General features: G+C 62.2%; 13 protein-coding genes and 1 tRNA gene. 9 read left to right on the plus strand and 5 right to left on the minus strand.

The features are described from left to right. Positions 1-50: 50 nt before the first annotated feature. Positions 51-138: transfer RNA gene (locus ACF8E5_RS03635), tRNA-Ser, on the plus strand. A 216-nt stretch (positions 139-354) separates the two neighbouring features. Next, positions 355-993: a TetR family transcriptional regulator gene (locus tag ACF8E5_RS03640; RefSeq protein ID WP_058637905.1), complete on the plus strand. Its 639-nt coding sequence runs from the start codon at positions 355-357 to the stop codon at positions 991-993. Between the two features lie 2 nt (positions 994-995). Here the strand turns inward: ACF8E5_RS03640 and ACF8E5_RS03645 are convergent, their stop codons facing one another. From ACF8E5_RS03645 to ACF8E5_RS03660, 4 genes are all read right to left on the minus strand, one after another. Continuing rightward, positions 996-4559 (minus strand): molybdopterin cofactor-binding domain-containing protein, encoded by a 3564-nt coding sequence (locus tag ACF8E5_RS03645; protein ID WP_392474920.1) that lies wholly within the window; start codon positions 4557-4559, stop codon positions 996-998. Beyond that, positions 4556-5029 carry a (2Fe-2S)-binding protein gene (locus ACF8E5_RS03650; protein ID WP_392474921.1) on the minus strand — a complete coding sequence of 158 codons (474 nt, stop codon included), beginning with the start codon at positions 5027-5029 and terminating at the stop codon, positions 4556-4558. The genes ACF8E5_RS03645 and ACF8E5_RS03650 overlap by 4 nt, the downstream gene beginning before the upstream one ends. 199 nt (positions 5030-5228) lie before the next feature. Beyond that, the gene (locus tag ACF8E5_RS03655) at positions 5229-5705 is read right to left on the minus strand and encodes a MarR family winged helix-turn-helix transcriptional regulator (RefSeq protein ID WP_196185309.1); all 477 of its coding nucleotides are present in this window, start codon (positions 5703-5705) and stop codon (positions 5229-5231) included. Positions 5706-5774: 69 nt separating this feature from the next. Further along, a complete protein-coding gene (locus ACF8E5_RS03660) occupies positions 5775-6827 on the minus strand; it encodes a 2,5-dihydroxypyridine 5,6-dioxygenase (protein WP_058603434.1) in 1053 nt (350 codons plus the stop codon). A 326-nt stretch (positions 6828-7153) separates the two neighbouring features. Here ACF8E5_RS03660 and nicC point away from each other — a divergent pair, with 326 nt between their 5' ends. The 7 genes from nicC to ACF8E5_RS03695 all read left to right on the plus strand — a co-directional run bounded on the left by nicC (position 7154) and on the right by ACF8E5_RS03695 (position 15895). Then, complete coding sequence (nicC, locus tag ACF8E5_RS03665; protein WP_392474923.1) at positions 7154-8302, plus strand: 6-hydroxynicotinate 3-monooxygenase; 1149 nt, start codon at positions 7154-7156, stop codon at positions 8300-8302. After that, positions 8299-9105 (plus strand): N-formylmaleamate deformylase, encoded by an 807-nt coding sequence (gene nicD / locus ACF8E5_RS03670; protein WP_392474924.1) that lies wholly within the window; start codon positions 8299-8301, stop codon positions 9103-9105. The genes nicC and nicD overlap by 4 nt, the downstream gene beginning before the upstream one ends. A 13-nt stretch (positions 9106-9118) precedes the next feature. After that, a complete protein-coding gene (locus tag ACF8E5_RS03675; RefSeq protein ID WP_058603431.1) occupies positions 9119-9871 on the plus strand; it encodes an Asp/Glu racemase in 753 nt (250 codons plus the stop codon). A gap of 15 nt (positions 9872-9886) precedes the next feature. Further along, positions 9887-10528: an N-carbamoylsarcosine amidohydrolase gene (locus ACF8E5_RS03680; RefSeq protein WP_058603430.1), complete on the plus strand. Its 642-nt coding sequence runs from the start codon at positions 9887-9889 to the stop codon at positions 10526-10528. 211 nt (positions 10529-10739) lie between these two features. Continuing rightward, positions 10740-12053: an MFS transporter gene (locus ACF8E5_RS03685; protein ID WP_058637896.1), complete on the plus strand. Its 1314-nt coding sequence runs from the start codon at positions 10740-10742 to the stop codon at positions 12051-12053. A gap of 137 nt (positions 12054-12190) precedes the next feature. Continuing rightward, the gene (locus tag ACF8E5_RS03690; protein ID WP_196127698.1) at positions 12191-13483 is read left to right on the plus strand and encodes an OprD family porin; all 1293 of its coding nucleotides are present in this window, start codon (positions 12191-12193) and stop codon (positions 13481-13483) included. Between the two features lie 195 nt (positions 13484-13678). Beyond that, positions 13679-15895 carry a TonB-dependent siderophore receptor gene (locus ACF8E5_RS03695; protein WP_196125765.1) on the plus strand — a complete coding sequence of 739 codons (2217 nt, stop codon included), beginning with the start codon at positions 13679-13681 and terminating at the stop codon, positions 15893-15895. Positions 15896-15971: 76 nt separating this feature from the next. Here the strand turns inward: ACF8E5_RS03695 and ACF8E5_RS03700 are convergent, their stop codons facing one another. Beyond that, complete coding sequence (locus ACF8E5_RS03700; protein WP_078478373.1) at positions 15972-16499, minus strand: ProQ/FINO family protein; 528 nt, start codon at positions 16497-16499, stop codon at positions 15972-15974. Positions 16500-16550: the final 51 nt, after the last annotated feature.

Below are 16550 nucleotides of genomic sequence, written 5' to 3' on the forward strand. Positions count from 1 at the left end.
GAGTTTGACAGCGTGTTTCATTCCGGTATTATGGCGGCCGCAAAGCAGTTGGAAGCGTGGCCGAGTGGTTTAAGGCAACGGTCTTGAAAACCGTCGATGGGCAACTATCCTAGAGTTCGAATCTCTACGCTTCCGCCACTATTCTTCATCAAAGCCCTGATTTATCAGGGCTTTTTTGTGTTAGGCCGGTTTCCGGCTTGTGACCAAGCCTTGCTAGTGTTCGCCGTTTGCCAATCGCAGCATTTGAGTAGCACCTCCCTCCCTCGCTCGCACCGATCCCCTCGCCGAAAAACTACGCAACACCCCCCCTAATGTGGCAGTGTGGTTCCCCTCGCCAGCCTCACAGAGACCCCCATGCAAACGCGCAAAACCGGTATCCGTGCCCAACAGGCCGACCGCACCCGAGACAACATCCTCAAGGCGGCTGTACAGGTCTTCAGCCGGGAAGGCTACGCCGGTGGGCGCGTCGAGCAGATTTCCACCCTGGCCAAATCCAACGACCGAATGATCTATTACTACTTCGGCAACAAGGAAAAGCTGTTCATCAGTGTGCTGGAGCACATCTATGCCAGCTTCAACCAGGCCGAAGCCGGGCTGCAACTGGACCTGGACGACCCTGAACAGGCGGTGCGCACGCTGGTGGCATTCATTTGGGATTACTACGTGCAACACCCCGAATTCGTCACCCTACTGGCCACTGAGAACCTTCACCAAGGCGAGCATGCGCGCAAGTCGCAGAACCTCAAGGCCTTGTCGGGCGAGGCGGTTGGCGTGCTGCGGCCGATCATCGACGCGGGCCAGGCGAAGGGCCTGTTTCGTGACGACATTGACATTACCCACGCCTACCTGATGATTGCTTCGCTCTGCTATTTCTACAACTCCAACCGCCATACGCTCAGTTCGTTCCTGGCCGTGGACCTGGCTGACCCCAAGGCCAAGGCCGACTGGTTGGCCTTCATCAGCGACCTTGTCCTGCGCGGCCTGCGCCTGTGACTTCAATGGCTGCCTGGGTTGGCGCGCACCTGCGCGACCTTGGCGGCGAGCCCTGGCCAGGCGGGCTTGTCACCTGCAAAACGCTGGCGCAGGTATGCCGCAAGATCGGCTATCTGGCGGTCCGACAAGCTGTCCTTGAAGCCCGGCATGTAGCCCAGGTCGCGGGTAGCTGGGGTAGGGATGCCGTGCAGTATCACCCGTAGCAGATTGTCTGGCAGCTCGCTGTGAACGTTGCTGTTCACCGCCATCGACGGGCTGACGCCGAACAGTTTCGGCCCCTGTCCATCGCTGTGGCAGGCCATGCAGGCGCCTTTGAACACGCGCTCGCCATTGCTCAATGACACGTGGGTTTCAGCCGGCTGCGGGGCCTTGGCCGCCTGCGACTGAGGCTCGCCATCGAGTGAGCGGAGGTAGTGGGCGATGGCACGCACGTCGCTTTTGGGCAGCGTCGCCAGCTCGCTGACCACCGGGCCCATGGGGCCTGCCGCCACCCCGTGCTTTTCAGAAAACCCAGTACTCAGGTAGTTGAACAACTCGTCTTCAGTCCACGGGGTGGTTGATTTGCCCAGCGCATTGAGGGGCGGTGCTTCCCAGCCATCGACCATCCCTCCGGCCAGGTAGCTGCTGCCAGCTTTCTCGGCGCCCATCAGGTTACGCGGTGAATGGCAGGCCGTGCAGTGGCCGAGGCCATCGACAAGGTAGGCGCCGCGGTTCCACTGAGCGCTGCGTTGCGGGTCTGGCTGGTATTCCCCGCGCTGCAGAAACAGGGCGTTCCAGCCAGCCATCAGCGGTCGCTGGTTGAACGGGAAGCGCATCTGGTTGGCGGGCGCCTGCTGGCGTACCGGAGGCTGCGACATCAGGTAAGCATACAGTGCTTGCATGTCGGCATCGTTGATGGCGCGGAACGAGGTGTAGGGAAACGCGGGATACAGGTGACGGCCATCACGGCTGATGCCTTCACGCATGGCCCGTTCGAAGGCGGCGAATGACCAGCGGCCAATGCCGGTTTCCGGATCGGGCGTGATGTTGGTGGTGTGGAGCGTGCCGAAGGGCGTCTGCATGGCCAGGCCGCCGGCATTGACCTTGCCACCGCTGACCGTATGGCACACGGCGCAATCGCCGGCCGCTGCCACCTGGCGCCCGCGTTCGAGCATCGCGGCGCTCCAGCTGCCAGCGCCGGGCGGGGTAACCGGTGCGATTTCACTGCGCCAGGGCAGGGCGGTGGCAAGCATGCCCAGGGCTGCGCCCAACACCCCGGCCAAGCCGCCGAACCACCACTTTGAACGTTTACTTGCAGGCTGCATCGGAGTCGATGGCCCAGGCCCCTGGCCATCGCCACCCAGGGCGGCGCGCACCCGTTCGGCGGTGATCGGCAGCTCGCGAAAGCGGATCCCGGTGGCGTCGAAGATGGCGTTGGCAATGGCAGCGGCACTGGGTACCGAAGCCGATTCGCCGCTGCCCATCGGTGCTTCGTGCTGACGCGGCAGCATCATCACGTCGATGGCAGGCAGCTCAGGGAAGGTCAGGATCGGGTAGCCACCCCATTCCTTGCTGGCCACGGTCGACTCTTCGAAACTGACTTGCTCCTTGAGCACCCGGCTGGTGGACTGGATGACATTGCCGTGGATCTGGTGGCGCACGCCCTCGGGGTTGACCATCATCCCGGCGTCATGCCCGATCACCACGCGGGTGACGGCGACTTCACCGGTACGCCGGTCAACGGCTACGTCAGCCACCCAGGCCGCCCACGCGGCGCCAAAGCCTGGGAATTTACTGTGGATGTAGCGCGCGTAGGCAAAGCCGCGCCCGCGCAGCACGTCACCTTCGCCCTGGCTTTGCATGGGCTGGGTATGCGGCTGCCAGTCGGCGCGCGCGGCGGTAGCCTTGACCAGGTCGATGGCACGTGGGTCGGACAAGTGCTTGAGGCGGTATTCCACCGGATCGACACCCGCTGCGAACGCCAGCTCATCGATATAGGACTCGTGGGCAAAGCTGTTGGGCATGGCCGATACGCCGCGCATCCACGAAGCGCGCACCAGCGGCGTCATATCGTTGATGGTCACGCGCATGTGCTCGTAGTCATACGGTGGAATCGACGTGCGGTCGCCCATTTCGAACAGGGCCGGTACGGGTTCCACCGCCCCGGTGAGCAGCAGGGCCAAGGTAGGCGCGCCGTTGGACGGGTAGCTGGTCTGGAAGTCATAGGCAGCCACGCTGCCATCGGCGTTCAGGCCGCCGTCGATCTCCATCAGTTGGGCTGTGCCCTTAGGTTCCCAGGCGTGTTCCTGCTCGCGGGTCAGCTGTACCCGCACAGGGCGTTGCACGGCGCGCGACAGCAGCACGGCGTCGGCGCAGACGTCGTCGGCGCAGTTGCGGCCATAGCAACCGGCAGCCTCCATGCGGATGATTTCGATGCGCTCCTCGCCGCAGGCCAGCAGCCAGGCCAGATCAGCGCGCAGCAGGTGTGGGTTCTGGGTGCCGGACCACACGCGGATCTGCCCAGGCGTGTAGTCGGCCAGCGCGCACGATGGGCCAATCGAAGCATGCAGCTGATACGGCCATAAATAGGTACGGCTCAGGCGCTGGCTGGCATTGGCAAGGCCGGCATCGACATCGCCTTGGTCCAGCACCGTGCGTTGAACCCTTGGGTTGTTGCGGATGGCCTGGGCTACATCGCTCAGGTCGGGCAGCTTGCCGGTAAAGGGCTTCCAGCTGATTTTCAGGTCCTGAGCAGCCCGGATGGCCTGCTCCTCGCGCTCGGCAACCACGCCGACGAAATCGCGGATCACGACCACCGCCACGACGCCCGGTACGTGGGCAATGGATGATTCATCGACGGCCAGCAGGCTGTTGCCCACGAAGTCGCCGCTGTCGTGGCCAGCATAGGGCGGACGGATCACTCGCCCGTGCAGCATGTCGGGCAGGCGCATGTCGTGAACGTAGGTCAGTTCACCGGTGGCCTTGCCGGGAATATCCACGCGGGCGGTGCTGCGCCCGACCAACGTGTAGTCTTCGATGGGTTTGAGCGGCGCATCCTCGGCAATGTGCAACTGTTGGTTTTCACCCGCTACCAGTTCGGCGTAGCCCAGCGTGGTGCCGTCGCTGGTGATTACCGTGCCTTCTTCGATACGCAGCGACGTGGGCTCGCACCCAAGGCGCAGCGCCGCCCGTTGCAGCAAATGACGGCGTGCAGTCGCCGCAGCCTTGCGCAAGGGCACGGCTGAAATCTGCAGGGTTGCGCTGGCGATGGTCGCGCCTTGATTGGGCGCCCGCTCGGTATCGCCCAGCACCATGTGCACCTGGTCCATGCGCAGGTTCAACTCTTCGGCGACGATCTGCGCCAGCGAGGTGCGGATACCGGTACCCAGGTCGACGTGGCCGTTGAAGGCATAGACCCTGCCGTCGTCGCAGACGGCGATGAACAGCGCCAGTTCGCGCTCCCGGGGCACGGGCGTTACACCCTTGGCCACCGGGCCGGAAGGCGGGGTGATCTGATCGACGATCAGCAGCACGCCGGTCTTGGCCAGCAGTTGGTCACGGCTGGGCACCTGTTGCGAGTGGTTCATGCTTTCCTCCGGGTGTCGGCGGCGCGGCGCACGGCGCGCAGGATTTCGACGTGGGTGCCGCAGCGGCACAGGTTGCCGGACAGTTCGTTGCGAATCTGCTCATCGCTGGGCTGTGGGATTCGATCGAGCAGGGCCGTGGCGATCATGATCATGCCGTTCATGCAGTAGCCGCATTGGGCTGCCTGCTCGTCGATGAACGCCTGTTGCACAGGATGCGGCGCACGCTTGCAGCCCAGCCCTTCGAGGGTAGTGATCTCGCGGCCGACGGCCCCGGCCAGGGGGATGATGCAGGAGCGAGCGGCCACGCCGTCGATGATCACCGTACACGCGCCGCATTCACCCAGGCCGCAGCCGTACTTGGGGCCGTTCAGGCACAGGTCGTTGCGCAGGATCAGCAGCAAGGGCGTTTCAGGCGGGGCGTCGACGTCGAAGGACTGGCCGTTGACCTGCACGCAGAGGGTTGTTTGCATGATGGGCTCATCTCTGGAGGTGACTTGCGCTACCGAAGCACCCACAGGTGGCGTGCATTTCGGTAAGTACTCACTACATGAAATGAATGAGCAAGAAGCAGGCCAGGGATACGGATGAGCAGGGCAGGGGCAATGAGCTCACCGAATCGGTGGCTCAGGCAGGGCGTAAGAAGAGGAGGCTGTCCAGCCGTGGTGCGGCTCAGGCCGTGCCGTCGTCGCTGTCGATCATTTTGCGCAGCAGGTACAAGATGGCCACGCGCTCAGCGGCATTGAGGCTGCCCATGCTCAGTTCACTGATCTGCCGGGCGCAAGGGATCATCGCATCGAGCAATGCCGCACCGCTGTCGGTGAGCGTGACGATCACCTTGCGCCGGTCTCCCGGGTCTGGCGAGAGCTGCACCAGTTCACGGGCTTTCAGGCGCTCGACGATGCCGCGAATGGTCGCCTGGTCCACGGCCGTGGCCTTGATCAACTCGGCCTGAGAGCTGGGGCCATGGTCGCGCAGGGCGCACAGGGTGACGAATTGAATGGAGGTCAACTGTGGGTCGCACGCCTGCTGCTGGAAGATCGCCGTGTGCCGCTGATAAGCCTTGCGCAGTAAGTGGCCCACCTGTTCGGTAACGTCGTAAGGGGCGGTGTCGTGGAGGGGGCTGCTGGGGGAAGTCTTGTTCGGCATGGGAGGGCTTGGGCTGGTGGAAAGGAGCTGGCCGGCCGCCAATAGCGGAGCGCCCGGCCAGTATAACTGTTATCGCGCCAGTGATTGCTGGGGCGCGACCACGTCCCCGGCCATGACCACGGCCTGATCGTCCAGGTAGATATCGCAATTGCGCAGCGGGATGTCCAGGTGGCAAGGGGTCTTGCGCTTGCCGCCCACTTCGGTGTTCGGGCCCGTGGAGAACAGGAAGTTGCCGTAGAACGCGCGGGCATCCATGCACATCCCGTCGTTGCGGTCGTGCAGGCCCATGGCAGTCCACTGGGCGCGCGGCTGCAAGCCCCAGCCGATGTGCGAGATGCCGTAGACCTCCGGGTCGTTGAAGTACTTGAGGTAGTCGCGCAGGTACTCGGCCTCGAAGCCGCCATGAATGCCGGTGATGAAGCCCTTTTCAATCTCGAGCGTGATGCGCTCACGGCAATAGTTCTTGAACGGCAGGATGATGTCGCCTACATCCAGGACCAGCGTGCCCTCGGCGCTGTCCTCGTTCGGCCAGGTGAACAGGAACCCGCTGGGCCAGTGATCCCAACGCCCTGGCTCGTCGGCGTAGCCGTACTCGGTGACTGCCGGGTACTGGCCGAGCGGTGCATGGAAGTCGCTGCCGGCCCTGGATCGCACATGCATGCTGCGCGCCTGCTTGAGCAGGGTTTCGGCAGCCAGTACCCGGCGCTTGTCGTCCTCGTTGGGCAGCATGCGCGCCAGCACTTCGGCGGGTTCCACTGCCAGCAGAATGCGGGTGCCAGTCTTGAGAATCTGCTCCTGCTCGGGGGAGTGCAGAAGCATCATCGTGTCGACGATCAGGTCGGCGGCCTCCAGCGCGCGCTGTGCCGCCAGGTTGCCGGTGAGTGCCGTATCGCCGCAGTAGGCGGTCATGTCACGGCCCATGGCGGTGGGGTGATTGAATGCCGGCAATTCCACGGCGTAGACCTTCGCCCCTAGTCGCTGCGCCGCTTCCATCGCGGCATTGACCGTGCGCGGATCGGAGTAATGGCTCTTGAGGACGGCAACGCTCTGGGTGTCGTCCACTCGGGACAGCTTCAGTACGTGCTCGAACATCTGGGTCAATTGTGCATTGCTCACCGGCATCCTGGTTTCTCCTAGGCAGTCTCTGGCGGAATAAAGCGGTGCACCATCGCAGTGCTCGACGCTTTGTCATGGTGCAAAACAATAGTGTGTACACCATAACTGGTTTGATGAAAACGCATTCATTGGATTGACGCAAGTGATCTTTAGAACGTTACCATTCAACCCAATCCCCCATTAATCGGTAACATTATGATCTTTTTGAGTTTCGATCGCTTGTTTGAAAATATTTTCATGGGCCTATTCCTAAGAGCCATTTAAAGTGTATACGCTGTAAATGACTCGCGGCCATGCCGCTTGCCACACATCAGAACAACAGGAGACTCTCCATGCGGGGAAGCCAAAAAATCGCAATCGTCGGCGCGGGTTTAGGTGGGGCGGCAGCGGCAACGTTGCTGCAGCAGGCCGGCTTCGATGTGGAGGTGTACGAACAGGCCCCGGCGTTCACCCGCCTGGGTGCCGGTATCCACATCGGCCCCAACGTCATGAAGATCTTTCGGCGGATGGGGCTGGAACAGAGGCTGGAGCTGATGGGCTCGCACCCGGACTTCTGGTTCAGCCGCGACGGTCAGAGCGGCGATTACCTCTCGCGTATCCCACTGGGTGAGCATGCTCGCCGCGAATACGGGGCGGCCTACATCACCATCCACCGGGGGGACTTGCATGCGCTGCAGATCGACGCCATCAAGCCCGGCACCGTGCACTTCGGCAAGCGCCTGGAAAAGATCATCGACGCGGGTGATCAGGTGCGTCTGGACTTCGCCGATGGCACCCACACGGTCGCGGACATCGTCATCGGAGCCGACGGCATCCACTCCAAGATCCGCGAAGAGTTGTTGGGCGCCGAAGCGCCGAACTACAGCGGCTGGGTGGCGCACCGGGCGTTGATTCGTGGGGTCAACTTGGCGCAGCATGCCGACGCATTCGAGCCTTGCGTCAAGTGGTGGTCCGAAGACCGGCACATGATGGTCTACTACACCACGGCCAAGCGCGACGAATACTACTTCGTGACCGGTGTGCCCCACGAAGCGTGGGACTTCCAGGGCGCCTACGTGGACAGCAGCCAGGAAGAAATGCGCGCTGCCTTCGAGGGCTATCACCCCACCGTCCAGAAGCTGATCGATGCTACCGAATCGATCACCAAGTGGCCGCTGCGCAACCGCAACCCGCTGCCGCTCTGGAGCCGTGGGCGTCTGGTGATGCTCGGCGACGCCTGTCACCCGATGAAACCGCACATGGCCCAAGGCGCCTGCATGGCCATCGAGGATGCGGCCATGTTGACCCGCTGCTTGCAGGAGACCGGTTTGTCGGACCACCGCACCGCCTTTGCCCTGTACGAGGCCAACCGTAAAGAGCGAGCCTCGCAGGTGCAGTCGGTGTCCAACGCCAACACTTGGCTCTATACGCAGGAGGATCCGGCCTGGGTATACGGCTATGACCTCTATGGCCAGCCGCTCAAGAGCGGGGAGGCCGCATGACTACCTTCCTCAACGGCGGTCATGTAAGCGCCAATGGCATCCGTCAGCATTACCTGCGCTATGGCGGCAAGGGGCATGCGCTGATCGTGGTGCCGGGGATCACCAGCCCGGCGATTACCTGGGGGTTCGTCGCCGAGCGCCTCGGCCAGCACTTCGATACCTACGTACTGGATGCACGCGGGCGCGGTTTGTCATCAAGTGGCCCTGATCTGGACTATGGCACCGATGCCTGTGCCAGCGACATTCCCGCCTTTGCCGCCGCGCTGGGCCTGGACAGTTATCACCTGATCGGCCACTCGATGGGCGCACGGTTTGCGATTCGTGCCGCTGCCAACGGCGCGCCAGGCCTGCAGAAGCTGGTGTTGGTCGACCCACCGGTATCCGGGCCAGGGCGCCGCGCTTACCCAAGCAAGCTGCCCTGGTATGTCGACTCCATTCGCCAGGCCAGCCTGGGTATGAGTGGCGAGGACATGCGCACCTATTGCGCCACCTGGAGCGACGAGCAGCTGGCGCTCAGGGCCGAGTGGCTGCACACCTGCTACGAGCCTGCGATCGTGCGGGCCTTCGACGACTTTCACGAGGTGGACATCCATCAGTATCTGCCCGCCGTACGCCAACCGGCGTTGTTGATGGTGGCTGGGCGCGGCGGGGTGATCGAGCCGTGCGACATCGATGAAATCCGTGAGCTCAAGCCAGACATTCAGGTCGTACAGGTTGCCAACGCTGGCCACATGATCCCGTGGGACGATCTCGATGGTTTCTTTGCCGCATTCGGCCTTTTCCTCGACCGATCCGTTGCCTGAAGGAGCACCAGACATGACCACGCTATACCGCATCGGCCAGATCGTGCCGAGTTCCAACACCACCATGGAAACCGAGATACCGGCGATGCTCAACGCGCGCCAAGCCATCCGCCCGGAGCGCTTTACCTTTCATTCCAGCCGCATGCGCATGAAGCAGGTGAGAAAGGAAGAGCTGGCGGCCATGGATGCCGAGTCCGACCGCTGTGCGCTGGAGCTGTCCGATGCCAAGGTCGATGTACTGGGCTACGCCTGCCTGGTGGCAATCATGGCCATGGGCCTTGGCTATCACCGGCAATCCGAACAGCGCCTCAGGCAGGCGACTGCCGACAACGACGCACTGGCGCCGGTCATCACCAGTGCCGGAGCGCTGGTCGAAGCCTTGCATGTGATGAAGGCCAAGCGCATCGCCATCGTCGCCCCGTACATGAAGCCGCTGACCGAGCTGGTGGTGAACTACATCCGCGAAGAAGGCTTTGAGGTGCAGGACTGGCGCGCCCTGGAGATTCCCGACAACCTGGCCGTAGCCCGTCACGACCCCGCCAACCTGCCAGGCATCGTAGCCGGCATGAACCTTGAAGGGGTGGATGTGGTGGTCTTGTCGGCTTGCGTGCAGATGCAGTCGTTGCCGGCCGTGGCCAAGGTCGAGGCACAGACCGGCAAGCCTGTGGTCACCGCTGCCATCGCCACCACCTACGCCATGCTCAAGGCGCTGGACCTGGAAGCGGTGGTGCCAGGTGCCGGTGCCTTGCTGTCGGGCGCTTATTGAAATCGGGAGGTGGACATGAGCGAGGCACAAAGTGCTCGGGACAACTATCAGGGTGTATGGGGGCAGCGTATCGGCTTTGGTCGCGCACCGGCGCTTCTGATGATCGACTTCATGCAGGGCTACACCACGCCGGGGGCTGCGCTGTACGCCCCAGGCGTCGTCGCGGCAGTGGAGCAGGCCGCAGACCTGCTGGCGCTAGCCCGCGATTGCGGCATTCTGGTGGTGCATACCAACATCCGCTACCAGCCTCCGCATTTTGTCGATGGCGGTGTCTGGGTGCGCAAGGCGCCGGTGATGAAGGACATGGTCGAGGGCAACCCCTTGGCTGCGTTCTGCGAGGCCGTTGCCCCACAGCCGGAGGAGTTGGTGCTGAGCAAGCAGTACGCCAGCGCTTTCTTCGGCACCAGCCTGGCGCCGCTGCTGCACGCCCAAGGGGTGGATACCGTGGTCTTGGCCGGCTGCTCCACCAGCGGTTGCATCCGCGCCAGCGCGGTCGATGCGATGCAGCATGGCTTTCGAACCATCGTGGTGCGCGAATGTGTGGGTGATCGCCATGATGACCCGCACCACGCCAACCTGTTCGACATCGACAGTAAGTACGGCGATGTGGTTTCCCGCCAGGAAGCGATGGCGCAATTGAGGCAATCGACCGGCTGACACCGGCAGGGGGCCTACCCAATAACAATCGAGGAACGGTGCCGGAAGCACGTTCATGATCGCCTGCTGTCCGGGTGGTCGCCCCGCAGGAGCACTCGGGGTTTTTTCAGGCGTGGCCTGGGCACGTCGCGTGTAGCGCGCGACGGTACTGGTGCGTCGAAAACTGCTGGCCTTAAAAACAACCACAAAGTCGCCCGCCAGGAGACAGGAAATGCCAATTGCGAATGCAACCACGGTCCACAGCGACATCGATCAGGGCACCAAAGCGCTGTACAGCAAGATCACCTGGAGGCTCATTCCCTTCCTGTGCTTTTGCTACCTTGCCGCCTACCTGGACCGTATCAACGTCGGCTTCGCCAAACTGCAGATGCTCGAGGATCTGCAGTTCAGCACTGCCGCCTATGGCCTGGGTGCCGGGCTGTTCTTCGTCGGCTACATCATTTTCGAGGTCCCCAGCAACCTGATCCTGCAGCGCGTCGGCGCCAAGCTGTGGATCGCCCGCATCATGATCACCTGGGGGCTGTTGTCGGCGTGCACCATGTTCGTCAGCACCACCACCCAGTTCTATATCCTGCGGTTCCTGCTCGGGGCTGCCGAAGCAGGCTTCTTGCCAGGGGTGCTGTTCTACCTGACCATGTGGTACCCCACGTACCGGCGTGGGCGCATCATTGCCCTGTTCATGATCGGGCTGCCGCTGTCGAGCGTGATTGGTGGACCGATCTCGGGCTGGATCATGGGGCATTTCGATCAGGTGCACGGCCTGCATGGCTGGCAGTGGCTGTTTTTGCTGGAGGCCATCCCCAGCGTGCTGCTCGGCATTCTGACCTTCTGGGCCTTGCCCAATCACTTCCAGCAGGCCAAGTGGTTGTCCAGCGAAGACAAGGCTCAGCTGGCAGCAGACCTTGCCGCGGACGATGCAGAGGGCAAGGACAGCAAGCACAGTTTCCGTGACGGGTTCTTCAACCTCAAGGTGTGGATGCTCGGCGGTATCGATTTCTCGATCCTGCTCAGCGCCTACGCAATGGGCTTCTGGATGCCGACCTTCATCCGCGATGCAGGGGTGAGCGACACGTTTCACATCGGCCTGCTCACTGCCATCCCGAGCCTGGCCGCACTGGCCGGCATGCTGATGATCGGCGCGAGCTCCGACCGTCACCGTGAGCGTCGTTGGCACATCATCGTCCCATTCATCGTCGGCGCCATCGCCATGGCCAGCAGTACATTGTTCAGCCAGAACCTGGTCATGACCGTATTCCTGTTCGCAGTCGCCTCGGCCGCGATCATTGGTGCGGTGCCGGTGTTCTTCAGCCTGCCGGCGACCTTCCTCAAAGGGACCGCGGCCGCTACCGGGTTTGCCCTGGCCTGTTCGGTGGCGAACATCGCCGGGCTGGTCAGCAACTCGCTGATGGGCCTGGTCACCGACTGGACCGGCACTTCCCACGCGGCGCTGTGGGTGTTCGCTGGCTGCCTGCTCCTGAGTTGCTTCCTGGTCATCGCCCTGCCAGCGAAGCTGGTCAACCGCTAGCGGTCCAGCGCTTCACGCCCGATAGGGCAGGCGGGCGGGTGCCGGCCTGCCCACACCCATTCTCGACGCAATCTGCACGTCGGCGGGCGTTCGTCTGGCCGGTGGATTGCTGTTGCCCGACATTCAGGAATCGCCCCATGCACGTTTGCACTGCACCGCGTTTTTTCCCGAAAGCACGCCTGGCCGGCGGCTGCATCGCAGCCGCGCTGTGTACCGAGGCACCGGCTGAAGAGGTCGGTTTTATCGAAGGCGCCCGTGCGACACTCCAGGCTCGCAATTATTTCTTCAGCCGAGACTACGCCGATATCAAGGGGGCGAGCACCCAATCGCGCACTCAAGAGTGGGCGCAAGGCTTCATCCTCAACGCCAGTTCAGGTTATAGCCAGGGCGTCCTAGGCGCCGGTGTCGATGTGATCGGCCTGTTGGGTTTCAAACTCGACAGCAGCCCTGAGCACGCACGCTCAGGCCTACTGCCAAGCCTTGACAGCGGCACGTCCGCCGACCAGTACAGCCGCGTGGGCGCGGCGCTCAAGTTCAAGGTTTCCCAGACTGAGTTGAAGGTGGGCGAATTGATGCCCAATCTGCCTGTGTTGCTGTTTAGCGACCTGCGCCTGCTGCCGCCGACCTACCAGGGCGCAATGCTGGAGTCGCATGAGTTTGCGGGGCTGACGCTCAGTGCCGGCCAATTTCGCTCCACCAGCCTGCGCGATTCGTCCAACAGTCAGAAAATGTATGCGCTGGTCAACGACCCCATCAACCCCGCACGATTGGCCCGCTTTACCAGTGACCGCTTCAATTACCTGGGCGCCGACTATGCCTTCAACGACAACCGCACCAGCGTGGGGGTCTGGCAGGCGCAACTGCAGGACATCTATCAGCAACGGTTCTACAGCCTCAAGCACGCCGAACCCCTGGGTAACTGGACCTTGGGTGTGAATGCCGGCTATTTTCAGGCGCGCGAGGATGGGCGCAAGCTTGCCGGCAACTATGACAACCATGCGCTGTTCAGCCTGTTCTCGGCAAGAACGGGCGGGCATACGTTTTACGTGGGCTACCAGCAAATTGGCGGTGAGGACGGTTTCATCCAGGTGGGCGCCAACACCAACCCAATGGGTAATACCCTGCCGACCTACGAGTTCTCGGCGCCAGGGGAGCGTTCCTGGCAGGTGCGGCATGACTACAACTTCGCGGCATGGGGCATCCCCGGGCTGACCTCGACATTGCGCTACGTACAAGGCCGGGATGTCAAAACCGGGCTGGGCTTTGAAGGGCGCGACCGCGAGCGAGACCTGGACCTGGCCTATGTGGTGCAAAGTGGGCCGCTGGAAGGGCTCGGCGTGCGCGTGCGCAATGTGATGGCTCGCTCCAATTACCGAACCGATATCGACGAGAACCGCGTGGTGCTCAGCTATACGGTCAAGCTGTTCTAGAGGCTGTAGCGCACGACCAAGCGAGTGCGCAGAACGATGAGCTCAGGCGTGCACCTGGCCGGCTATAAGCGACCAGGCGTACAGCTGCGCTCAGGTGCGGCGTGAGGGAGGTCTTATGAGATTAATTATCATGTGAGGATGATTATGATGTAGATTTGCGCGCACGGATTTTTACGCGCAAGGAGTCAGCCCGCAATGCCCCCGTTCATGTCCCACCCCACCACAGTCACCCTTGGCCTGTACGCTTGCTTGATCTGCCCTCCATCCCTGGCCGATACCCAGGCAAGACGAGACGACGCCGTGCTCGAGCTGGGCGCAACCGATGTGATTGCCACTGGCCTTGGCAGTGTCACCGAACACAGTGGCTCCTACACCACCGGTAGCATGAGCGCAGCCACCCGGCTGAACCTCTCGATCAAGGAGACACCCCAGTCGGTCTCGGTCATATCCCGCCAGCAACTGGACGACTTCCAGCTCAACAGCCTGTCCGAGGCCATGGCTCACGTCACGGGGGTCACGGTACAACGCAATGATTCGGAGCGACCGGGCTACTACTCGCGTGGTTACGCAATCAACAATTTCCAGATCGATGGCATGCTCAACACCTTCTCGGGGCTCAAGTCCGACTCGGACACCATCATCTACGATCGAATCGAGGTCGTGCGTGGGGCCACCGGCCTGACCACAGGCGCCGGCGATCCCTCGGGGACCATCGCAATGGTTCGCAAGCGCCCGACGCACGCGTTGGCAGTAAAGAGTGGCGTGAGCGGGGGCAGTTTCGACAATTATTACAGCTACCTGGACGTCGGTGGCCCGCTGGGCTGGGACGGCCGTCTGCGCGGACGCACCGTGCTGGCGTACCGTGACAACAAGTCATTCATGGACAAGTACGCCACCCAGCGTGAAGTGGCCTACGGCGTGCTCGAAGCTGACCTGACGCCAAGCACCGTGCTGGCGGTGGGGTATGACTATCAGAACAAGCATGTGCAAGGGTCATCATGGGGTACGGTGCCGTTCTGGAACGCCGACGGCAGCAAAGCCAACTTGCCCCGTTCCACTAACCTCAGTGCCCCCTGGTCTTCCTGGCCACTAAAAGACCAGACGGTGTTCGCTACTCTTGACCAGTATCTGGGCAACGATTGGGTCATGAAAGTGGCGTACACCCACCGGCAAAGCGACAGCGACGGAAAGGTCTACTATGGCGGCAATGGTTTTCCTGAGGCCGACCGTAGTGGCATGAAAGCCTGGTACTCGCACTTCGGGGGCTCCGAGCAGATGGACGCGCTGGACTTCAACCTCGCCGGCCCTTTCCAATTGCTGGGCCGCAGCCATGATTTCATGATCGGTTACGGCGAGTCGCGACGACGCGACAGTGAACCCTATCGCCTTGGTCTACCGGTACCCGACGGTTACGAAAATATTGCGGATTGGAAGTACATGGGGAACACCCCTACGTTCTACGACCTCGAAACCGGGCTCGACAGCTCGCGCTCCAGCATTCGTCAGAAGGCCGGCTACATTGCAACACGCCTGAACCCTACGGACCGCCTGCATATCGTGATTGGCAGCCGCTACGGCAGTTGGCAGACGCAGCAGCGGGAGTGGGATTACGGTGATGCCCTGGAAGTCGCCGATCAGTCCACTACCAAGCAGGTCCAGAATGACCAATGGACGCCCTATGCCGGCGTACTCTTCGATCTGACCGATCAGTTCACCGCCTATGTCAGCTATACCGATATCTTCAACCCGCAGACCGTGAGAGACGTCAACAAGCAGTACCTTGAGCCTATCGTAGGCAAGGTCTATGAGGTGGGCCTCAAGGGCAGCCTGTTCGCTGAACGCCTGAACCTGAGCACGGCAGTGTTTCGCAGCAAGCAGGATAACGTGGCGGAACAGGACGACTCTGTGCCGCCCAATGGCAACGAGGTGTTCTACAAAAGCGGTGGCAAGGGCGTAGTTGTCGAAGGCTTCGAAGCTGAAGTTGCAGGCGAGGTGATGACCGGGTGGCAGATGAGCCTGGGCTACAGCTATACGCATGCAGCCACGGCCGAGAAAAAGCGAAAGAACACCGAGCAACCCTTGAACCTGGTGCGCTTGTCCAGCACCTATGCCCTAACCCCAGCATTGACTGTGGGGGCAAGCCTGGACTGGCAGAGCGACAATTTCAGGCTGGCCAACCGACCAGTGGGGCGCGACGGTGATCGAATCATCACGGCCAAGGATGAGATCGGCCAGAAGGCGTTTTCGGTGGTTGGGCTGATGGCGCGCTATCAGATCGATGAGCACTTGAGCGCTTCGGTCAACGTCAAGAACCTGTTCGACGAGCATTACTACAACAACGTCGGCTTCTACAACGGCGTGTACCACGGTGAGCCACGCACGATGATGGTCAGCCTGGATTGGAGACTCTGAGACCATGTGCTAGCCCGCAGCGCCCACCACCCGCGCGCTCGGCGAACGGGCGGTGGGCGCTGCTCAGACCAGGCCTTTACTCCGCGGCCTGTTCCACTGCCGGCTCGACTGCAGCCTCGCCCTGTTCTGCAGGCGCTGCGGTCTGTGCCTTGGCCTGGGCCCGCTTGCGGCGTTCCTGGTTACGCTGTTGGGCTGCCTGACGCTTGGCATGGATCGCCTGGGCGGCAGTCACCACGCCCGCCGGCTGGCCGTTAAGGTCCAGGCGCGGGGCGTTTTCCACCATGCTGGTCCAGTAGCGGTTGCCCCGGCACCAGGTGGAAATGCCCAGCTTCAGTTGCTCACGGGTGATGCCCAGCAGCTCCAGGTGTTGCTCGGCATCTTTGAAGATGCCCTCCTTGAGCGGCACCTTGGGCGCAGGGTTGACGGGGAAGGCCAACGGGAAGTGCTTCTGCAGGGGCCAGATGGCGGCCACTGCCGGGTCCAGTTCACGCGGCTTGGTCTTCTGGGGCGGCTTGCGCTTGGCCGGCGCTGGGGCGCTTGCCTGTTGCTGCTCTTTTTCAGCCCGCAGGCGATCCCGTAGCGCTGCCAGTTGTTCAAAGCTCATCGTTCAATTCACTGCTTCAAGGTTGATTGCGTGGTGCAAGGATATGCGATG

This window comes from Pseudomonas sp. WSY_20, from assembly GCF_043104335.1.
Classification (GTDB): Bacteria; Pseudomonadota; Gammaproteobacteria; order Pseudomonadales; family Pseudomonadaceae; genus Aquipseudomonas; species Aquipseudomonas parafulva_B.